This is a genomic window from Plantibacter flavus, assembly GCF_002024505.1.
GTDB lineage: Bacteria > Actinomycetota > Actinomycetes > Actinomycetales > Microbacteriaceae > Plantibacter > Plantibacter flavus_A.
The window spans coordinates 1,705,205-1,724,927 of record NZ_CP019402.1 but is presented as its reverse complement, the minus strand read 5'-3'; the positions used below and the strand labels follow the sequence as shown (position 1 = coordinate 1,724,927).

Annotated in this window: 19 protein-coding genes; 6 read left to right on the top strand and 13 right to left on the bottom strand. The window is 69.7% G+C overall.

Features of this window, described 5'->3' with window-relative positions; genetic code table 11:
* Window positions 1–12 precede the first annotated feature (12 nt).
* Window positions 13–2,166, top strand: coding sequence for a molybdopterin oxidoreductase family protein (locus BWO91_RS08135; RefSeq protein WP_079002250.1), 2,154 nt, complete (start codon window positions 13–15; stop codon window positions 2,164–2,166).
* Entirely contained in the window at window positions 2,163–3,824 is a 1,662-nt protein-coding gene (locus BWO91_RS08130; RefSeq protein WP_079002248.1) for an FAD-dependent oxidoreductase, read from the top strand. Before BWO91_RS08135 ends, BWO91_RS08130 begins: the two co-directional genes overlap by 4 nt.
* A 93-nt stretch (window positions 3,825–3,917) precedes the next feature.
* Here the strand turns inward: BWO91_RS08130 and rimM are convergent, their stop codons facing one another.
* From rimM to rpsP, 3 genes are read right to left on the bottom strand one after another with little or no spacing between them, the layout of a single operon-like run.
* Entirely contained in the window at window positions 3,918–4,565 is a 648-nt protein-coding gene (gene rimM, locus BWO91_RS08125) for a ribosome maturation factor RimM (RefSeq protein ID WP_240043911.1), read from the bottom strand.
* The gene (locus BWO91_RS08120) at window positions 4,566–4,817 is read right to left on the bottom strand and encodes an RNA-binding protein (protein WP_064296312.1); all 252 of its coding nucleotides are present in this window, start codon (window positions 4,815–4,817) and stop codon (window positions 4,566–4,568) included. It lies immediately after the preceding gene.
* A gap of 2 nt (window positions 4,818–4,819) precedes the next feature.
* Complete coding sequence (gene rpsP, locus BWO91_RS08115) at window positions 4,820–5,245, bottom strand: 30S ribosomal protein S16 (RefSeq protein ID WP_064296311.1); 426 nt, start codon at window positions 5,243–5,245, stop codon at window positions 4,820–4,822.
* Window positions 5,246–5,496: 251 nt separating this feature from the next.
* Between rpsP and BWO91_RS08110 the strand changes: the two genes are divergently transcribed.
* The gene (locus BWO91_RS08110; RefSeq protein WP_079002246.1) at window positions 5,497–6,639 is read left to right on the top strand and encodes a glutamate--cysteine ligase; all 1,143 of its coding nucleotides are present in this window, start codon (window positions 5,497–5,499) and stop codon (window positions 6,637–6,639) included.
* A 10-nt stretch (window positions 6,640–6,649) separates the two neighbouring features.
* Here the strand turns inward: BWO91_RS08110 and BWO91_RS08105 are convergent, their stop codons facing one another.
* Both BWO91_RS08105 and ffh read right to left on the bottom strand, forming a co-directional pair.
* Complete coding sequence (locus BWO91_RS08105) at window positions 6,650–7,030, bottom strand: META domain-containing protein (RefSeq protein ID WP_079002244.1); 381 nt, start codon at window positions 7,028–7,030, stop codon at window positions 6,650–6,652.
* Between the two features lie 16 nt (window positions 7,031–7,046).
* Complete coding sequence (gene ffh, locus BWO91_RS08100) at window positions 7,047–8,600, bottom strand: signal recognition particle protein (protein WP_079002242.1); 1,554 nt, start codon at window positions 8,598–8,600, stop codon at window positions 7,047–7,049.
* 103 nt (window positions 8,601–8,703) lie between these two features.
* Between ffh and lipB the strand changes: the two genes are divergently transcribed.
* Entirely contained in the window at window positions 8,704–9,378 is a 675-nt protein-coding gene (lipB, locus tag BWO91_RS08095) for a lipoyl(octanoyl) transferase LipB (RefSeq protein ID WP_079002240.1), read from the top strand.
* A complete protein-coding gene (gene lipA, locus BWO91_RS08090; protein WP_079002238.1) occupies window positions 9,375–10,391 on the top strand; it encodes a lipoyl synthase in 1,017 nt (338 codons plus the stop codon). Before lipB ends, lipA begins: the two co-directional genes overlap by 4 nt.
* A 24-nt stretch (window positions 10,392–10,415) precedes the next feature.
* Here lipA and BWO91_RS08085 read toward each other — a convergent pair whose 3' ends face one another.
* Genes BWO91_RS08085 through BWO91_RS08075 form a run of 3 tightly spaced genes read right to left on the bottom strand, consistent with a single transcriptional unit; the run spans window position 10,416 to window position 15,520 of the window.
* Complete coding sequence (locus BWO91_RS08085) at window positions 10,416–10,916, bottom strand: DUF2004 domain-containing protein (protein ID WP_064296305.1); 501 nt, start codon at window positions 10,914–10,916, stop codon at window positions 10,416–10,418.
* Complete coding sequence (gene ftsY, locus BWO91_RS08080) at window positions 10,916–11,794, bottom strand: signal recognition particle-docking protein FtsY (protein WP_079002237.1); 879 nt, start codon at window positions 11,792–11,794, stop codon at window positions 10,916–10,918. The genes BWO91_RS08085 and ftsY overlap by 1 nt, the downstream gene beginning before the upstream one ends.
* 54 nt (window positions 11,795–11,848) lie before the next feature.
* Complete coding sequence (locus BWO91_RS08075; RefSeq protein WP_079003885.1) at window positions 11,849–15,520, bottom strand: chromosome segregation SMC family protein; 3,672 nt, start codon at window positions 15,518–15,520, stop codon at window positions 11,849–11,851.
* 149 nt (window positions 15,521–15,669) lie between these two features.
* Here BWO91_RS08075 and BWO91_RS08070 point away from each other — a divergent pair, with 149 nt between their 5' ends.
* Complete coding sequence (locus BWO91_RS08070; protein ID WP_079002236.1) at window positions 15,670–16,752, top strand: GNAT family N-acetyltransferase; 1,083 nt, start codon at window positions 15,670–15,672, stop codon at window positions 16,750–16,752.
* 3 nt (window positions 16,753–16,755) lie between these two features.
* Here the strand turns inward: BWO91_RS08070 and mutM are convergent, their stop codons facing one another.
* The 5 genes from mutM to coaD all read right to left on the bottom strand — a co-directional run bounded on the left by mutM (window position 16,756) and on the right by coaD (window position 19,718).
* Entirely contained in the window at window positions 16,756–17,646 is an 891-nt protein-coding gene (mutM, locus tag BWO91_RS08065; RefSeq protein ID WP_064296303.1) for a bifunctional DNA-formamidopyrimidine glycosylase/DNA-(apurinic or apyrimidinic site) lyase, read from the bottom strand.
* A complete protein-coding gene (gene rnc, locus BWO91_RS08060) occupies window positions 17,630–18,307 on the bottom strand; it encodes a ribonuclease III (protein ID WP_240555735.1) in 678 nt (225 codons plus the stop codon). Before rnc ends, mutM begins: the two co-directional genes overlap by 17 nt.
* Before the next feature lie 91 nt (window positions 18,308–18,398).
* Window positions 18,399–18,608: a 50S ribosomal protein L32 gene (gene rpmF, locus BWO91_RS08055; protein WP_056006932.1), complete on the bottom strand. Its 210-nt coding sequence runs from the start codon at window positions 18,606–18,608 to the stop codon at window positions 18,399–18,401.
* 3 nt (window positions 18,609–18,611) lie between these two features.
* Entirely contained in the window at window positions 18,612–19,124 is a 513-nt protein-coding gene (locus tag BWO91_RS08050; RefSeq protein ID WP_071261222.1) for a YceD family protein, read from the bottom strand.
* A 111-nt stretch (window positions 19,125–19,235) separates the two neighbouring features.
* Entirely contained in the window at window positions 19,236–19,718 is a 483-nt protein-coding gene (coaD, locus tag BWO91_RS08045; RefSeq protein WP_064296302.1) for a pantetheine-phosphate adenylyltransferase, read from the bottom strand.
* Window positions 19,719–19,723: the final 5 nt, after the last annotated feature.

Sequence of the window (19,723 nt, the reverse complement as noted above, 5' to 3'; positions counted from 1 at the left end):
GAAGGACCACGCATGCCTCGTCCCACCGCCCCGGTGACCGACACCCACTGCCCGTACTGCGCGTTGCAGTGCGCGATGTCCCTCACCCGAACGGCGGCGGTGGACGGGGTCGCTCCGAGGCTCCCGGTCGACGTCGCCGGGCGGGACTTCCCGACCAACCGGGGCGGCCTCTGCAAGAAGGGGTGGACGTCGGCCGAGCTTCTCGCGCGGGGCGATCGCCTCACGACCCCTTTGGTGCGCGACGCCACCGGTGAGCTGGTCGAGACGAGCTGGGATGCGGCCCTCGACCTCGTCGCATCGACCATCCTCCGCATCCGCGACGAGCGCGGGGCGGATGCCATCGGGGTCTTCGGAGGCGGTGGCCTCACGAACGAGAAGGCCTACCAGCTGGGCAAGTTCGCCAGGATCGCGATCGGGACGAGCCGGATCGACTACAACGGTCGGTTCTGCATGTCGTCCGCCGCGGCAGCGGGCAACCGTGCGTTCGGGATCGACCGGGGGCTGCCGTTCCCACTGGAGGACCTCGACGGTGCGTCGACCGTCCTCCTCCTCGGATCCAACGTCGCGGAGACGATGCCCCCGTTCATCGGTCATCTCGTCGGTGCTCAGGCCGCCGGTGGCCTCATCGTGGTCGATCCGCGCCGCTCGGCCACCGCGCGACTCACCGAGACCGGTCGTGGACTCCACGTGCAGCCCGCGCCCGGGACGGATCTGGTCCTGCTCCTGGGGCTCACGCACATCGTCCTCGCCGAAGGGCTCGCCGACGAGGCCTACCTGGCCGAGCGCACGACCGGGCTGGACGGCCTGCGCCGCAGCGTGAGCGCGTGGTGGCCGGAACGCGTCCAATCCGTGACCGGTGTGCCGGCGGCGGTCCTCCGACACGTGGCTCGTCGGCTCGCAGCCTCGGATGGCACCTACATCCTCACCGGTCGCGGCGTCGAGCAGCATGTCGATGGCACCGACACGGCCACCGCCGCCATCAACCTCGCACTCGTGCTCGGACTACCGGGTCGGCCGGGATCGGGCTACGGCACGCTCACCGGCCAGGGCAACGGCCAGGGCGGCCGCGAACACGGTCAGAAGTGCGACCAACTGCCCGGGTACCGCAAGATCACCGATCCGGAAGCCCGCCGTCACGTCGCCGAGGTATGGGGTGTACCGGTCGAGTCGATCCCGGGTCCCGGGCTGCCGGCCGTCGCCCTCCTCAACCGCCTCGGTGAACCAGACGGTGTGGACGCCCTCCTGGTCCACGGCTCGAACGTCGTCGTATCCGCTCCGAACGTGCAGACGATCCGGGACGGACTCGGCCGCCTCGAGCTGCTCGTCGTCTGCGACTTCTTCCTGTCGGAGACCGCCGCGCTCGCGGACGTCGTCCTCCCGACGACGCAGTGGGCGGAGGAGGAGGGCACCATGACCTCGCTGGAGGGGCGCGTGATCCGCCGTCGGCGGGCGCTCGATGCTCCGGTCGGCGTCCGCAGCGAGCTCTGGATCATGCACGAACTCGCCCGTCGTCTCGATGCTGCGGGCCGATTCGACCTGGACCCGTCGATCGTGTTCGACGAGTTGGCGGCCGCATCCGCCGGAGGCCTCGCCGACTACTCGGGACTGAGCCACGCCCTCCTCGACACCGGGCTCGCCGCGTACTGGCCGTTCCCCGCCGGCAGCGGCGGCACGCCCCGGCTGTTCACGGAACGGTTCGCACACGACGACGGTCTCGCCCGCATCGTCCCGGTCCGCCCCGCGAAGGTCTCGGAGTCACCGGGAACCGGGGAGGAACTCACCCTGACGACCGGACGCCTCCTCGAGCACTACCAGTCGGGCACCCAGACCCGCCGCGTCCCCGAGCTCGACGACGCTCGCCCCGAGGTCTTCGTCCAGGTCCACCCCGCGACGGCGGCACGACTCGGCATCGTCGAGGGCGGACTGGTCGAGGTGTCGAACCGTCGGGGCGCGCTGACGGTCCGAGCCCGTGTCGACGGCGACATCCGTCACGACACCGTCTTCCTGCCGTTCCACTACCCGGGCGACGCGTCGGCGAACCTCCTGACACAGGACGCGGTCGATCCGATCTCCGGGATGCCGGACTTCAAGCGCGCGGTGGTGCGGCTGCGCCCGGCCGCTGGCGCACCACTGCCGGAAGCCACAGCGCCCGGAGCCCTCCGATGAGTCCGCGACCAGGTCGACCCCTCCGCATCGTCGTGGTCGGATTCGGCCCGGTCGGTGCGCGATTCGCCGAGGAGGTCGCCCCCGGCGTGCGGGACGGCTCGCTCCAGGTGACCGTGGTCGGGCAGGAGCCGGTCGACGCGTACAACCGGGTGCTGGTCGCCGATCACGCGGTCGGCTCGACCGGACTCGCCGACCTGACGCTCGTCAGTGCCGAGGACCTCGCCCGGGACGGTATCCGTGTCCTGCGCGGCACGACCGCGATGCAGATCGATCGCGAGACGCGGACCGTCGAACTCGACACCGGGGAGACGCTCCCCTACGACCGCATCGTCCTGGCGACGGGTGCGCGCGCGAACGTTCCGACACTCGACGGCGTCGACCGACGGAAGCGGGACATCCCGGCGCTCGAGAAGTACGGACGGTCGTTGCTGCTGTCCGACCACGACCTCCCCCGCGGCGTCTGCACCCTGCGTGACCTCGCGGACGCCGACGCCGTCGCCGAGGTCGTCCGATCGGGCGGCCGGATCGTCGTCCTGGGTGCCGGCGTCCTGGGACTGGAGCTCGCGCTCTCCGCCGCGCGCGCCGGCGCCGACGTGGTCGTCGTCCACCACGGCCCCACCCCGATGCCGCGGAACCTCGACCGCGGCGGCGGCTCCGTGCTCGCCGCGGCGCTCCGGGCAGCGGGAGTGGAGGTCATCGCACACAGCCGCGCCGAGGCGGTCGGTCATCGGGACGACCCCGCGGGCGGGAAGCACTTCGACGCGCTGATCACCGCTGACGGGAAACGGATCACCGGCGATCTGCTCGTCCTGTCGTGCGGGGTGAGCGCACGCTCCGATCTGGCGATCCTCGCCGGGGTCCGTGTCGGCTCCGGCGTGCTCGTCGGTGAAGACCTCAGCAGCTGGTCGGACGAACGGATCTTCGCCATCGGCGACTGCGCGCACGTGCTGGCGCCGACACCGGACCTGCGCCACGAACGCACCGTCCCCGGCGGCCCGTCGGGGCTCATCGGCCCAGGATGGCGGCAGGCCGAGTGGCTCGCCGCTCGATTCCTCATCGAGGCCGCGGCCGGCGGATCACCGCTCGAGCTGGGTCCACCACCGGTCGAGCGGGCGAGCACCGTCGCACTCAAGGCCGAGCGGGTCGACGTCGTCGCGGTCGGCGATGTCCAGGCCGAGCCCTGGGACGTCGAGCAGACGACCGCTGACGGGTGCAGCGTGCATCCGGCCGCTCCGCGCAGCGTCTCGGTGTGGGCGGACCCCGACCACGGCCGCTACGTCAAGATGATCACCCGTGCCGGGGTCCTGACCGCCTTCGTCTGCGTCGGTATGCCGCGCACTGCGGCCGAGCTGACGCTCCTGTACGACGGGGGCGGCGAACTGCCGGCGGATCGCTCGGTCCTCCTCCGGCTCGACGGGCCGGACGCGATCGGTGGTGTCTCCGCTGATGCGTTCGCCCCCTCGACGACCGTCTGTACGTGCAACGGCGTGACGGTCGGCAGGATCATGGATGCCGCGCAATCGGGCAGTACCACGGTCGCCTGCATTGGCAAGGCGACCCGCGCCGGTACCGGCTGCGGTGGGTGCACCGGCCGGATCGCCGCGGTCCTCAAGCGGGTCGCGGACGGTGATCGTCAGAGCGAGCCAGTGCCGGCGTGATCTGCCGGAGACGACGACGGAGGCGCCGGTTGCACGCAACCGACGCCTCCGTCGTGGGTGTTCCGAGCCGGGAGAACCGACTCGGAACGCGATCTACTGCTCCGGCTGCGACGCTCCGGTGTCGTCCTGAGCCTCGTCGGAGGCCTCGGATTCGACCGGACCGGCCGTCGTCGTCTCGGGGGCGTCGTCGGCCTCCGGGAGTTCCTCGAACAAACCGGTGGGCGGCGTGACCGTGACGATCCCGGCAGCGATGTCGACCGTGGGGACGATCGCCTTCACGAACGGGACCATGACCTCGCCGTCGCCGGTCTTCACGATCAGGAGGTCCTGAGCCGGGAAGTGGTCGACGCGGGCGACGGTACCGACGGCGACGCCGTCTCGGTGCACGGCCAACCCGACGAGCTGGTGGTCGTACCACGCGTCGTCGTCGACCGGCAGCTCGGTGGGGTCCTGCTCGACCCAGAGGATCGCCTTCACGAGGGTCTCCGCCTCACTGCGATCGGAGATGCCGACGAAGAAGGCGACCGGCTGGCTGTTGTACCAGCGCAGTTCGATGAGCTCGAGCGTCTTGCCGCGCCACTTCGATCCCGCAGGGACCTGGAGCGTGAACGTCGCGCCCGGGGTGAACCGGTGCTCCGGCTCATCCGTGTAGAGCTCGACCTTCAGGGCGCCCTTCAGGCCATGGGCTTTCGTGAGCCGACCGACCCGCAACTGGGTCTTCGGCTCCGTCTCGTCCGCCACCTACGCGCTGGCGCCGGAGGCGTCCGTGTCGACCACGTCGACTCGGACCCGCCGACCGTCTGCCAGCGCTGCCACGAGGGTGCGCAGGGCTTTGGCCGTCCGGCCGGCACGACCGATGACCCTGCCGAGGTCCTCGGGGTTCACACGAACCTCGAGGACCTCGCCACGGGCGGAGTTCTGTGCCGTGACGCGAACGTCATCCGGGTGATCGACGATCCCCTTGACGAGATGTTCGAGCGCGGGAGCGAGCAAGACTACGCCTGCTCTGCTTCAGCGGCGTCGGCAGCGGGCGCCTCGGCCTCGGCCGGAGCAGCCTTGGCCGCGGGGGCCTCGGCCTTCGGCTTGAGGACGGGCTTCTTCTTCTCGTCGGCGACGAAGGCGGCCTTCGGCTCCTTGACGCGGACGGTGCTCACGGCGTCCTTGTCGCCCTTGAACTTGCCCCAGTCACCGGTGAGCTTGAGGAGTGCTGCGACCTGCTCGGTCGGCTGGGCGCCGACGCTGAGCCAGTACTGCGCACGCTCGGAGTCGACCTCGATGAACGAGGGCTCCTCGGTGGGGTGGTACTTGCCGATCTCCTCGATGACACGACCGTCGCGCTTCGTGCGCGAGTCTGCGACGACGATGCGGTAGTACGGCGCACGGATCTTGCCGAGACGCTTGAGACGGATTTTGACAGCCACGATTCTCCTGAATGATGTGATGTTTGATGTGCTCGCTGCCGAAAGGTGGGGCCACACGCTCGACGCGAAAACTGTGGTTGCTGCGGGCGTCGGATAGAGGGTCGAACTCCGCGCAGACTCAACTCTCTATTCTGCCAGACATCGGGCGATCTGGGTAATCCGACGACACCGATACCGGATGACCCCTCCACCCCGTGTGAAGATGGGCTGGCGCGCGGCATCCGGCCGCGCCCTGCGGGAGGTCGACGCCAATGCCCATCGAGTTCGCCAGATCCGAGCGTTCGACCGTCGGCCTCGAATGGGAGGTCGCCCTCGTCGACCGCGACACCGGCGATCTCGTCGGCGCAGCGGACACCGTCCTGTCGGAACTCCGCCCGAGCGACGGTTCCGATCATCCGCAGATCACCAACGAGCTGCTCCTCAACACCGTCGAACTCGTCTCGGGTGTCCACCACACGGTCCCCGAGGCGATCGCGGACCTCGAGGGCCAGCTGGCCGAGGTGCGGGCGATCACGGATCCGATGGGCGTCGAGCTCATCTGCAGCGGTTCGCACCCGTTCGGCCAGTGGTACGACCAGCAGGTCACCGACAAGCCCCGGTATCACAAGCTCATCGACCGCACCCAGTGGTGGGGTCGCAACATGATGATCTGGGGTGTGCACGCGCACGTCGGCGTCGAGACGGTCGACAAGGTCCTCCCGATCATGAACGGGCTGCTGACCTATCTGCCCCACCTCCAGGCGCTGTCGGCGTCCAGCCCGTACTGGGGCGGGGTCGACACCGGGTACGCGTCGAACCGCGCGCTCATGTTCCAGCAGCTCCCGACGGCGGGCCTCCCCTACCAGCTCTCCGACTGGGAGCAGTTCGAGGCCTACGTCGACGACATGACGGCGACCGGCATCATCGAGGACCACACCGAGGTCCGCTGGGACGTGCGACCGTCGCCGCAGTGGGGCACGGTGGAGATGCGTGCGTGCGACGGGGCGTCGACCGTCGCGGAGTTCGGCGCCCTCGCCTCGCTCATCCACTGCCTCACCGAGCACCTGTCCGATCGCCTCGACGCCGGAGAGCGCCTGCAGACCCTGCAGCCGTGGTACGTCCGCGAGAACAAGTGGCGCGCGGCCCGCTACGGCCTGGACGCCGAAATCATCCTCGACTCCTCGGGCCACGAGCGCCTCGTGACCGACGACCTGCACGACCTGCTCGACACCCTCGCGCCGGTCGCCCGTCGGCTCGGCTGCGCCGACGAGCTGGCGAGCATCGCCACGATCATCGAGCACGGCGCGAGCTACCAGCGGCAGCTCGCCGTCGCCCACGCGAACGGCGGCAGCCTGCAGGCGGTCGTGAGCTCGCTCGCGAAGGAGCTGCGACACGGGGTCCAGCCCTCCGCCTGACGAGGCGGCGTCACTCCGCGCGGTCGAGCGTCCCGATCCGCGTGCCGGCGTCGTCGGTCACGGTCAAGCGCCCGCCGTCGTCCGAGAGCGTCGCCTGTGCGATCCCCCGCAGCCAGGTGTCGACGCCGGGGCACGCCATCAGGGTGCTCGCGACGTCGGAGACGACGACCGCGTCGTCCTTGGCGCGCCAGGAGCCGGAGAGGCTGTTGCAGCCGTCCGAACCGCTCACGCGTCCGTCGTCGGTGAACACCAGGTGCGGATCGGCGGCGCCGGTGCCCTCACCCCAGGTGCCCAGGAAGCGTTCGCCCGGCGACGGCGCGGAGCACCCGGCGAGTAGTCCCGCGGCCAGGACGACTGCGACGACCGAGGCCGGTGCCCTCAGCGCGCGCATACCGCCTCCGCTCGACTCAGCGACCCAGGAACTTCTGCAGCTCGGCGAGCTCCGCCTCGGTCGGGGCGGCCGATCCCGACGACGAACCGCCGCCGAGGCCGAAGCCAGCGCCCGTGGCGGCAGCCTGCGTCTCGACGGCGCCGGCGTTCTCCGCCGCGCGCTTGGCCGGGTTGCCCGAACGGGAACCCTTCTTCTTGGCCTGCGGCTTCGGTCGGTTCGTCCGCGCACCGGGGACCGGACCCATCCCGGGGATGTTCGGCACGCCACCCTTGGCGACGGTCTTCATCATCTTGGCCGCCTGCTCGAAACGGTTGACGAGGGCGTTGACCTCGGTGACGGTCATGCCGGAACCCTTGGCGATGCGCAGGCGACGGGACCCGTTGAGGATCTTCGGGTTCGTGCGCTCGGCCTTGGTCATCGACTGGATGATGGCCTCGGTCCGGACGATCTCGCGCTCGTCGAAGTTCTGGAGCTGCTCCTTCATCTGCCCCATGCCGGGGAGCATGCCCATCATCTTCTTGATGGAACCCATGCCGCGCAGCTGCTGCATCTGCTTGAGGAAGTCGTCGAGCGTGAAGGAGTCGGTCGCGAACTTCTCCGCGACCTTGCGCGCCTCCTCCTCGTCGAAGTTCTGCTGCGCCTGCTCGATGAGGGTGAGGATGTCACCGAGGTCGAGGATCCGGCTCGCCATGCGGTCGGGGTGGAACGGCTCGAAGTCGTCGAGACCCTCACCGGTCGACGCGAACATGATGGGGCGTCCGGTGACCGAGGCGATGGAGAGTGCCGCACCACCGCGGGCGTCGCCGTCGAGCTTGGAGAGCACCACGCCGGTGAAGTCGACGCCGTCGAGGAAGGCCTTGGCCGTCGCGACCGCGTCCTGACCGATCATCGCGTCGATGACGAAGAGGACCTCGTCGGGATCGACCGCCTTGCGGATGTTCGACGCCTGCTTCATGAGCTCGGCGTCGACGCCGAGTCGTCCGGCGGTGTCGACGATGACGGTGTCGTAGAGCTTCTGCTCGGCGAACCGGACGCCGTCGCGGGCGACCTTGACCGGATCGCCGACCCCGTTGCCCGGCTCGGGAGCGTAGACGGGGACGCCCGCCTGCTCGCCGACGACCTGGAGCTGGTTGACGGCGTTGGGGCGCTGGAGGTCGGACGCGACGAGGAGCGGCGTGTGGCCGTCCTTCTTGAGCCACTTGGCGAGCTTGCCCGCGAGCGTCGTCTTTCCGGCACCCTGGAGTCCGGCGAGCATGATGACGGTCGGCGGCTTCTTCGCGAACTCGAGACGCCGCTGCTGCCCGCCGAGGATCGTGACGAGCTCGTCGTTGACGATCTGGACGACCTGCTGCGCCGGGTTGAGGGCCTTGCTCACCTCGTCGCCGAGGGCGCGTTCGCGCACGCGACCCGTGAAGTCCTTGACGACGTCGAGTGCGACGTCCGCGTCGAGGAGGGCGCGACGGATCTCGCGGACGGTGCCGTCGACATCGGCCGCGGAGAGCTTGCCCTTGGTGCGGAGGTTCTTGAACGTATCCGCGAGGCGGTCAGAGAGTGTGCCGAACGTTGCCATGATCCCTCCAGTTTAGGGCAGACCGCGGGGCGACCCGGTCGATCGCCGCCACGGTCGGAAGATGAGTATTTGGACGGCGTCCAACAATGCTATTGTGGCGGCCATGACACAGCTCCTCATCGCCGGGCTCGCGCCCACGTTCGTCCCGTACCGCGAGGGTTGGGCGCTGCAGCGTCGGGTCCATGAGACGGTCGTCAACGATGACGGGCCGGAGCACCTCATCCTGTGCGAACACGAGCCCGTGTACACGGCGGGCAAGCTGACCCGCCCGCACGAGCGCCCCGACGACGGCACACCGGTCGTCGAGGTCGACCGCGGCGGCCGCATCACCTGGCACGGGCCCGGACAGCTCACCGGCTACCCGATCGTCCGCCTCCCTGAGCCGGTCGACGTCGTCGCGCACGTCCGCCTGCTCGAGGAGGTCATGCTGCAGACGATCACGGAGCTCGGCGTCACCGGCCGCCGCATCGACGGACGGTCGGGTGTCTGGGTCGACCCCGTCGCCGGCGGACCGGCCGCGAAGATCGGCGCCGTCGGTGTCCGGGTGCAGGCCGGGGTCACGCTCCACGGCTTCGCGCTCAACTGCGACAACTCCCTCGAGCCCTTCGGCCACATCGTCGCGTGCGGCATCGCCGATGCCGGCGTCACCACCATCAGCACCGAGCTCGGTCGGCGGATCACGCCGAGCGACGTCGCCGAGCGCGTCTCCGAGATCTTCGAAGCACTCCGGCCCGGCTGGACGGCCGCGTCCGCGACCACGATCGGAGCGGCCGCGTGAGCGGCTGCGGCGCACCGGCACCCACGCCCGCGGCGGACACCGGCGGACGGAAGCTCCTGCGGCTCGAGGTCCGGAACGCGCAGACCCCCATCGAGCGGAAGCCCGACTGGATCAAGACCCGCGCGACGATGGGACCCGAGTACCGACAGCTCCAGGCGCTCGTGCAGGAGGAGGGTCTGCACACGGTGTGCCAGGAAGCCGGCTGCCCGAACATCTTCGAATGCTGGGAGGATCGCGAGGCGACCTTCCTCATCGGCGGATCGCAGTGCACGAGGCGCTGCGACTTCTGCCAGATCGACACCGGCAAGCCGGCCGAGTACGACCGCGACGAGCCACGGCGTGTGGCCGACTCGGTACAGCGGATGCGGCTGCGCTACGCGACCGTCACCGGTGTGGCACGCGACGACCTCACCGACGAGGGGGCGTGGCTGCACGCCGAGACCGTCCGGCGCATCCACGAGACGAACCCGGGGACGGGGGTCGAGATCCTCGCGACCGACTTCTCCGGCGACCCCGACCTCCTCGGCGAGGTGTTCGCCTCCCGACCGGAGGTGTTCGCACACAACGTCGAGACGGTCCCACGCATCTTCAAGCGGATCAGGCCCGCCTTCCGCTACGAGCGCTCCCTCGACGTCCTGACCCAGGCACGTGCGGCCGGCCTCATCACGAAGTCCAACCTCATCCTCGGGATGGGCGAGGACCGGAGCGAGATCAGTCAGGCGCTCGAGGATCTGCACGAGGCCGGCACGGACATCATCACCGTCACCCAGTACCTCCGACCGACGCCTCGGCACCTCCCCGTGGACCGCTGGGTCAAGCCGCAGGAGTTCCTTGAGATCAAGGAGGAGGCCGAGGAGATCGGGTTCCTCGGTGTGCTCGCGGGACCGCTCGTCAGATCGTCCTACCGCGCCGGACGCCTCTGGGCGCAGTCGATGACGGCGAAGGGCCGCGAGGTCCCCGAGGGACTGCAGCACCTCGCAGACGCCTCACTCGGCTTCGCCCAGGCGGTCTGAGGCCGACGCCTCGACATGCCGGGCTCAGTCCTCGCTCGTGACCCCGGTGACCTCGCCATCGGAGCTGTAGGCGACCATGAGCACGCCGTCGAGCTGGTCCGCGTCGAGCGAGTACTCGAAGACCGCGAACGCTTCGTCGCCGTTGTGCTGGTGCGGCGCGAACCCGACGCTCAACAGCGTCATCGACCGGATGACGTCGACGTCGCGGTCTCCGGACTCGTCGACCAGGACGTCCGGCAGGGACTCCCCCAGCTCCTCGACGGCCTGGATGATGTACTCCGTCACCTCGGAGGTGCGGTCGTCGACCTCGCTCAGCATCGCCTCACGCGAGCGCAGGTCGAAACCCTCGAGGGCGAGGATCATCGCCGCCGCCAGGTCGAGCGCATCGGCCGGGATGTCGTCCTCGTCGGGGGCGCTCAACGAGATGGAGACGGACTGCTCCCCGACGTCGATGTTGTCGGACCAGTAGACGCCACCACCAGGCTCGGTCGCGATGACACCGAAGTAGTCGTGTTCGATCGCCATCAGCTGCCCACCAGGTTCTGTGCGAAGACGTGCGGTGTGAAGCCGGTGAGGTCGCCGATGCCCTCACCCTGGCCGACGAGCTTGATCGGGATGCCGGTCTTCTCCTGCACGGCGAGGACGAACCCGCCCTTCGCGGAGCCGTCGAGCTTCGTCAGGACGAGCCCGGTCACCCCGGCGTGCTCGATGAACGCCTGCGCCTGCGACAGACCGTTCTGACCGGTCGTCGCGTCGAGGACGAGGAGGACCTCGGCGATGGGCGCCTGCTTCTCGACGACGCGACGGATCTTGGACAGCTCGTCCATGAGCCCGCCCTTCGTCTGCAACCGACCGGCGGTGTCGATGATGACGATCTCGGTGCCGGTCCGCTTGGCGTACTCGATGGTCTGGAAGGCGACGGAGGCCGGGTCCTGTCCCTGCTGTTGGGGGCGGACGATTTGTGCGCCCGCGCGCTCCGCCCACGTCGCCAGCTGCTCCACGGCAGCGGCACGGAAGGTGTCAGCGGCCCCCACGACGACGGTGCGGTCGTAGTTGCGGAGGAACTTCGCGAACTTGCCGATGGTGGTCGTCTTGCCGACCCCGTTGACGCCGACGACGAGGACGACCGCCGGACGCTCGCTGAGCTTCAGCGTCGTGTCGAACTTCGACAGCCGCTCCTCGACCTCCTCGCGCAGCATGCGCTGGAGGTCGCGCGGGTCGGTGGTGCGGTAGCGGTCGACGGAGGCGTGCAGGCCTGTGACGATCGACTCGGTGACGTCGGGACCGAAGTCGGCGCCGATGAGCGCGTCCTCGAGGTCCTCCCAGGTGGTCTCGTCGATCGTCGGACGTTGGAACATGCCTTTGAGGGCACCGGAGAGTGACCAGGGTGTGCGTGCAGCCATGGTCTCAGCGTAGCCGTCGGCGAGGCGGTGCCGTCGCGTGGGGACGAGACCGGATCAGCTCGCGCGTTCTGCTGCCACGCGCTGACCGACGACGGCCGACACCCCGTCCTGGCGCATCGAGACGCCGTAGAGGGCGTCGGCGATCTCCATGGTGCGCTTCTGGTGCGTGATGACGATGAGCTGGCTCGTCTGACGGAGGTCCTCGAAGATGGTGAGGAGCCGCCCGAGGTTCGCGTCGTCGAGGGCCGCCTCCACCTCGTCCATGATGTAGAACGGGCTCGGTCGGGCTTTGAAGATGGCGATGAGGAGGGCGACCGCGGCGAGCGAGCGCTCCCCGCCCGACAGCAGCGACAGGCGCTCGATCTTCTTGCCGGCGGGCTTGACCGACACCTCGATGCCCGTGGTGAGCATGTGCTCGGGGTCGGTGAGCGAGATGCTGCCCGTGCCGCCCGGGAACAGGATCGGGAACACCTCGGTGAAGGCGGCTTCGGTGTCGGCGAACGCCGAGGCGAAGATGACCTCCATCTTCCCGTCGATGTCCTCGATGATCGACAGCAGGTCGGCGCGGGTGCTGGTGAGGTCGGCGAGCTGTTCGGTGAGGAAGCGGTGGCGCTGTTCGAGTGCCGCGAACTCCTCGAGCGCGAGCGGGTTGACCCGTCCGAGTTGGGCGTAGGTGCGCTCCGCTGATGCGAGACGCTTCTGCTGCTCGGCGCGGACGTAGGGCGTCGTCGGCACGTCGTCCGACTCCTCGGTGGGTTCCTCCTCCGGCTCGGCTTCCGGCGTCGCGGGTCCGTCGGCACGTGCCTCGGGCGCCTCGTCCGAGTCGGGCATCGTCGTCTCGGGCGAGACCTCCGGACCGGTCTCGTCGGCCGTTCGCACAGCCGAGCGGGCGGTCGCGCGGGGTGTCGGAGGGTCGACGGGCACCGGAACCTCGGGCCCGTACTCGGCGACGAGCACGTCCTCGACGAGTCCCAGCTCCGACCCGGCGCGCTCGAGCAGACCGGACAGGTGGAGCTTCTTCTCGTAGATCTGGAGTTCGAGACCATGGACGCTCTCGGTGACGACCTGCAGCCGCTGCCGGAGCGTGTGCTCCTCGCCGCGCAGTCGTACGAGCTCGGCGTTCCGGCTGGCCCGCGTCGCCTCGGCTGCCGCGAGCGCGACGCGGGCCTCGGTGACCGACCGGTCGACCGAGTCGAGGACGGGCGGGAGCGCCTCCGTCACAGCGGTGGCGGCCGCGGCCTGGCGCGCACGGATGACCGCTCGCCGAGCCGCTTCCTCAGCCGCGGCCTGGTCGGCCTGCCGCTGCCGCTCGAGGTTCGCGACCGCGAGCTCCTCCGCCCGCACGCGTTCGCGCGCGGTCTCGAGGAGGAGGCGGTGCTGCACTTCGGCCTCGCGCGCCGCGTCCAGTTCGGCGAAGAGCCCGTCGCGTGCCGACACGTCGAGGAGCGGTCGTGGACGCGCGCGAGCGGTGTCGTGGTCCAGCTTGGCCCGCTCCACGGCGGCAGCGGCGTCGGCGACGGCCGCCTCCGCCGTCCCGGCAGCTGCGAGGAGGCGGTCGTGTTCGGCCTGTGCGGATTCGTACCGGACCGTGACCCGGTTCACGCGCTCGGCCTGTGACGCACGGTTGGTGTCGAACTCGCGGAGGGCGCTGAGCGCTGCCTGCGCGGTCTGCTTCGCCTCCTGCAGGATCGTGCGCTGCTCGGCCAGGGCGAAACGCGCCCGTTCGATGAGCGACTCGACCTCGCCGTGTCGATCGGCTGCCGCATCGCGTTCGGCCAGCAGTTCGATGCGGCTCTGCGCTCCACCGCTCCCCCCGCGGACGATGCTGTCCGTGACGACCGAGCCGTCACGGGTCACGAGGGTGAACGCGCCAAGTGACGAGCCGAGTCGGTCGTACGCCGCGATCGCGTCGTCGAGCGAATCGACGACGAGGACCGAGGCGAGGATCCCCAGCACGCCAGGAGGGGCCTCCACCAGCTCGGCAGCCGAGGTGAACCCGGCGGGCGCGTCCGGGACGTCTCGCGCACCGTCGGCGATGACGATCTCGACCCGGCCGAGATCCTGGTCGGCCGCGTGATCGAGCGCCCGCCGTGCAGCGTGCCGGTCGACGGCGACGGCGGCCTCCGCGAGCGTGCCGAGCGCTGCGGCCACAGCCGACTCGTGGCCGGGTCGGACCTGCACCCGGTCCGCGACGATCCCCTCGATCCCCTCGATCCCGCTCGCAGCGAGTTCGGCCGAACCGGTCTTGAGGTCGAGGGCGCGCGAGAGTGCACTGGTCTTGGCGCCGAGCGAATCGCGTTCACGTTCGAGGGTGTGGAGCTGCTCGCGCAGGCCCTCGATCTCCCCTTCGGCCTCCGCCGCGCCGCGTTGGGCCGCCTCGTAGGCGTCGTCGAGCCCGGAGTCGGCGGCGTCCGCCACGGTCGGGTCCTCCTCGAGCGCCTCGTACTCCAGCCGCGCGGCGTCCAGACGGAGGGCGGCGGCGTCGATCGCGTTCTGCTGGCGCAACGCCTCGCCACGGACCGCGGCGAGTTTGGACCCGGCGGCGTCGACGGCGCCCGCGAGCTTGGAGAGCTCCAGGTCGTGTCGTGACACGAGCGCGCTCTGCGCTGCGATCTCCACGTCCACCGCGTCGAGTGCGGCGCGCTTCGCGCGGGTGTCCGCCTGCGCCTCCTGCAACGCGCGCTCCGCGTCGGCGACCGCCACCCGCAGTCCGTCGATCTCCGCGGTCGCGTCGGCGACCATCTGCTTCGTGATCCGGGGTTCGGCGGCCGTCGTGTCCGTCGACGAACCGAGGAGCGCGAGCCGCTGGTTGGCGAGCGTGTACAGGTTCCGGAGGCGCTCCTGCACGCTCTCGAGCTCGAAGGTGATCCGGCGGGCGTCGTCGACCGCGTCGCCGAGTTGTGCCTGCTCGATCCGGTTGATCCGCAGTTCCGCCTGCTCCAGCTGCTCCTGGAGGACGAGGCGCTCACTGTGGCGCTCGCTCTCCGAGCGGTTGTGCTCGTCGAGGGAGCGCCGGAGGCCCACGACGTCGTCTGCGAGGATCCGGGCGCGGGCATCGCGGACGACCGCGGCGATCGTCTGTGCCTCCCGGGCGATCTCCGCCTGACGACCGAGTGGCTTCAGCTGCCGGCGGATCTCCCCGGCGAGGTCGCTCAACCGCGTGAGGTTGGTCTGCATCGCCTCGAGCTTCCGGAGCGTCTTCTCCTTGCGTCGGCGGTGCTTCAGGATGCCGGCCGCCTCCTCGATGAAGCCGCGGCGCTCCTCGGGCGTCGCCCGCAGCACCGCGTCGAGCTGCCCCTGCCCGACGATGACGTGCATCTCGCGGCCCAGACCGGAGTCGCTGAGGAGCTCCTGGACGTCCAGCAACCGACACGTGTCGCCGTTGATGGCGTACTCGCTCCCGCCGTTGCGGAACAGGGTGCGACTGATCGTCACCTCGGTGTACTCGATGGGCAGCGCGCCGTCGCTGTTGTCGATGGTGAGCGTGACCTCGGCTCGACCGAGCGGTCCCCTGGTCGACGTTCCCGCGAAGATGACGTCCTCCATCTTGCCGCCGCGGAGAGTCTTCGCCCCCTGCTCGCCCATCACCCAGGCGAGCGCGTCGACGACGTTCGACTTGCCGGAGCCGTTGGGACCCACGACGCAGGTGACGCCCTGCTCGAACGCGAAGGTGGTGGGGTGCGCGAAGGACTTGAACCCTTTGAGCGTCAGGCTCTTCAGGTACACGCGCACCTCCTCTCCCGCGTCGCGGATGCTGTGCACTACGGTAGCGAATCCGCGGACGGACGAGGGACACCACGCTGTGCCGGCCCGCCGCGGCGGTCGTAGCATGGACCGCATCACCCAGGACGGTCTGGTGTGGGAGGGAGGCGACGATGCGCGCCACGATCGACGAGGTCGAGATCCCGGCGACCGGGAGCTCAGCGGTGTTCGACGCGGTCCAGGACGTCGCGAACACGCTCGAAGCCGAGATCTGGTCCACCGACGACTTCGCCTTGACCTCCGCGATGGCCCTTCCCGAGTACCGCGACCAGCGGTTCCAGCGACGCGTCCTGCTCGCCGCCGTCCTCGACGGGCGTGTGGTCGGTCGCGGCTGGCTCGGATACGGCACCGAGGCCGACGCGGTGACGGCCTCCCTGAACGTCGGCGTTCTCGCAGAGGAGCGGCGTCGAGGGATCGGCACGGCGCTCCTGCAGGAGTTGGAGCGACGGGCCCTCGCGGCCGGCCGCCCGACGGTGACCGCCTTCACCCAGCACGCCGTCGACGACATCCCGACCGACGAACCACTCCTCGGTGCGAGCGTCGGCGAACGGGCGATCCCCGCGAACGCCGCGGCCAGCCGGTTCATGCTCGATCGTGGATACGCCCTCGCGCAGGTCGAGCGGACCAACCGCTGCGACCTCGCCTCGATGCTCGGGGAGCTGCCTGACATCGTCGAGACGTCGACCGCCCGTGCCGGACACGCGTACCGCCTCGTGCAGTGGGTGGATCACACCCCCGACGAGCTGCTCGGCTCGCTCGCGACGGCCCGCGAACACATGGCGACCGACATCCCGGCCGCCGATCTGGAACTCGACCCCGAGGTCTGGACGCCCGAGCGGGTCCGCGCGCGCGAGGACCAGCTGGCGGCGTCTGGCGACCACGCGATCGTCGCCGCCGCTGTCCACCGCGACAGCAGCGCGGTCGCCGGGTACAGCGAGCTCGTCCTCGGCGAGGGCAAGGAACACGCGGAGCAGTGGGACACGCTCGTGCTCGCCGACCACCGGGGACACGGCCTCGGACTCTGGATGAAGGCGGCGAACCTCATCGCACTCGCCGATCAGGCACCCGAGCGGTCCCGGATCTACACCTGGAACGCCGACGAGAACGCGCACATGCTCGCGATCAACGACCGACTCGGGTTCCGCATCGTCGGCTACTCCGGAGAATGGCAGCGCCGACTCCCCCGCAGCGACTGATCGTCAGGTGCGGCGCTGGCAGACCGGACAGCGGTGCGAGCCGCGGTTCATGAACTGCTCGCGGACGATGAACGTGCCGCAGCGCGCACACGGCTTACCCTGCCTGCCGTAGGCGTTCAGACTGTGCGCGAAGTACCCTGCCTGACCGTTGACGTTCACATACTGGGCGTCGAAGCTCGTCCCGCCCTCCGCCAGGGCCTTCGCGAGCACGGCACGCACCTCATCGAGCAGCCGGCCGGCGCGACCGAGCCCGAGACGGGCGGTCTCCTGCTCGGGGTGGATGCGCGCCGCCCAGAGCGACTCGTCCGCGTAGATGTTGCCGATCCCGCTGACCAGGGTCTGATCGAGGAGCGCCCGCTTCACACCGGTGCGTTTCTCGCGCAGTCGTCGGAGGAAGCCGGCGTCGTCGAAGGCCGGGTCCATCGGGTCGCGGGCGATGTGCGCGACCTGGTCGGGCACCATCGCGACCTCGTCGCCGAACCCACCTGCAGCCCCGTCCGTCGTCGGGACGAGCGCGGTCACCGCCATGGAGCCGAAGATCCGCTGGTCCACGAAGTGCAGCCAGAGCTCGCCGTGCTCGGGATGCTCCAACTGCAAGCGGATGCGCAGGAGGCGGTCGGCGTCGTCACCGGGCGACCGGAGCAGCATCTGCCCGCTCATACCCAGGTGACCGACGATCGCCTCATCGTCGTCGAGGGGGAACCAGAGGAACTTCCCGCGTCGGACGGCCGATCGGATGGTCCGCCCCGTCAGCCGTGCGGTGAAGTCGGCGACACCACTCGCGTGGCGGCGCAGGGAGCGCTCGTCGAAGACCTCGACGCCGGCGATCGTCGCGCCGCTGACGGCGGGCTCCAAGCCGGCGCGGACGACCTCGACCTCAGGGAGTTCCGGCACTGATCCTCGACCAGGCTTCCAGGGCCGCCGCCATCTCGGCGTGCTTCTTGCTCGTACCGGAGCCCGTCGCCGTGACCGCGGTTCCCACGGTCACCGTCGCGACGAACCGCCGGTTGTGGTCGGGGCCGGAGCTGGCGATCTCGTAGACGGGCGCCGGCGCCCCGATGGCCGCAGCGGCCTCCTGGAGGCTCGTCTTCGGGTCCATCGCCGCGCCGAAGCGCTCAGGGTTCTCGAGCAGGGGGTTCACCAGTCGCAGGATGAGTGCCGTCGCCGCGTCGGGGCCGGCCGACAGGTACGTCGCACCGATGACGGCCTCCATCGTGTCGGCCAGGATGGACGCCTTGTCGCGCCCACCGGTCTGGTCCTCGCCCTTGCCGAGCTTGATCCGCTCGCCCAGTCCGATCGAACGTGCGACCTCGGCGAGCGCGATCGTCGAGACGAGGCTCGCACGTCGCTTCGCCAGCTGCCCTTCGTCGAGGTGCGGGAAGTCGCGGTAGAGCATGACGGTGACGGCCTGCCCGAGGATCGAGTCGCCGAGGAACTCGAGGCGCTCGTTGTGCGGGAGTCCACCGTGCTCGTACGCGTACGAGCGGTGCGTCAGCGCCAGGTCGAGCAGCTCGTACGAGACGTCGACACCCAGTTGCCGTGCGAAAACGACCACACCGGGATCGGTCTCCGATACGGAGCCGATTCCGGTGTGGTCGGAATGATTCGTGTTCACGCTGTTCGAACGCGGACGTTCAACGCGCGGATCAGACGTCTGCGACCTTGCGGCCCTTGTACTCGAGGTACAGGGCGGTGCCCTGCGAGTCCTCGACGACCTTGGCGCGGTGCGGCAGGCTGTACGTGACGCGGCCGTTCTCCACCGTCTTCACGAGCGTCGGCACGGCGGCCTTCCACTGCGAGCGACGCGAGCGGGTGTTCGAGCGCGAGACCTTCCGCTTCGGGGGGTTTCCAGCCATGATCTATCTCTCTTCTGTGTCTGCAGCGGCGCGCTGGGCGCTGCTGGCGTCTGTGTCAAGTACGGAGTCTGAGGACAAGCCCGCGAGCGCAGACCAGCGAGGATCTGCGACGTCGTGAGGGTGTCGTTCCGGACGTTCGGCCAGCCGCTCACCGGTCTCGGGGTCGAGTCCGGGGCAATCCGGCTGGCACACCGGCTGAAACGGTAATGCGAGAACTACCGCATCTCTGACCAGAGGTTCAAGATCCACGTGGTCGTCGTGAACCTCGAAGTCAGACGCTTCCGAATCAGGATACGCGAAAAGTTCCTGAATCTCGACTTCGACAGGCAGTTCGATGTCGCGGAGGCAGCGTCCGCACTCGCCGGTCGCCAGTGCGTCGACGTCGACGGTCACGAGGATCCCCTCGTGCACGGACTCGAGACGCACCTGCTCGGAGAGCGTCGTGCCCTCCTGGACGGCGACCAGACCCTCGCCCCAGCGCTCGGCGAGCACCACCTCGAGGTCGTGCTCGCGCATCTCCCCGGGACGGTTCACCAGATCGCGCACGTTGACGCTGAACGGCGAATTGTTCGTTCTCTTCCTAGTCACGATCGACGATTCTACGCCGAACCCGACCGGGAGGACGCCCTAGCCCTCCTGGAGGAAGGTCGCCACCACCTGCGGGACGTACGGGCTGACATCGCCACCGAGCGCGGCCACCTGCCGGACGAGTGAACTGGACACGTGCGCGTGCGCCGGATCGGGCAGGAGGAAGACCGTCTCCACACCGGCGAGACTGCGGTTCATGATGGCCATGGGCGTCTCGTACGCGACGTCGACCTGCGAGCGGATGCCCTTCACGAGCACGCTCGCGCCGACGTCCGTGCAGTAGTCGACGAGCAGGCCGACGTTCCACTGCGCGACGACGATGTTGTCAGGCAGCCCGCCGTCGGCGATGGAGCGCTCGAGCAAGGACACCCGCTGCGGCATCGGCAGCAGCGCGGACTTGTCGGGGTTGTGCACGACCAGCACGTGCAGTTCGTCGAAGATGCGCGCCGCCCGCTCGATGACATCGAGGTGACCGAGAGTGACTGGGTCGAACGATCCGGGGACGACGGCGATCCGCTTCATGCCGC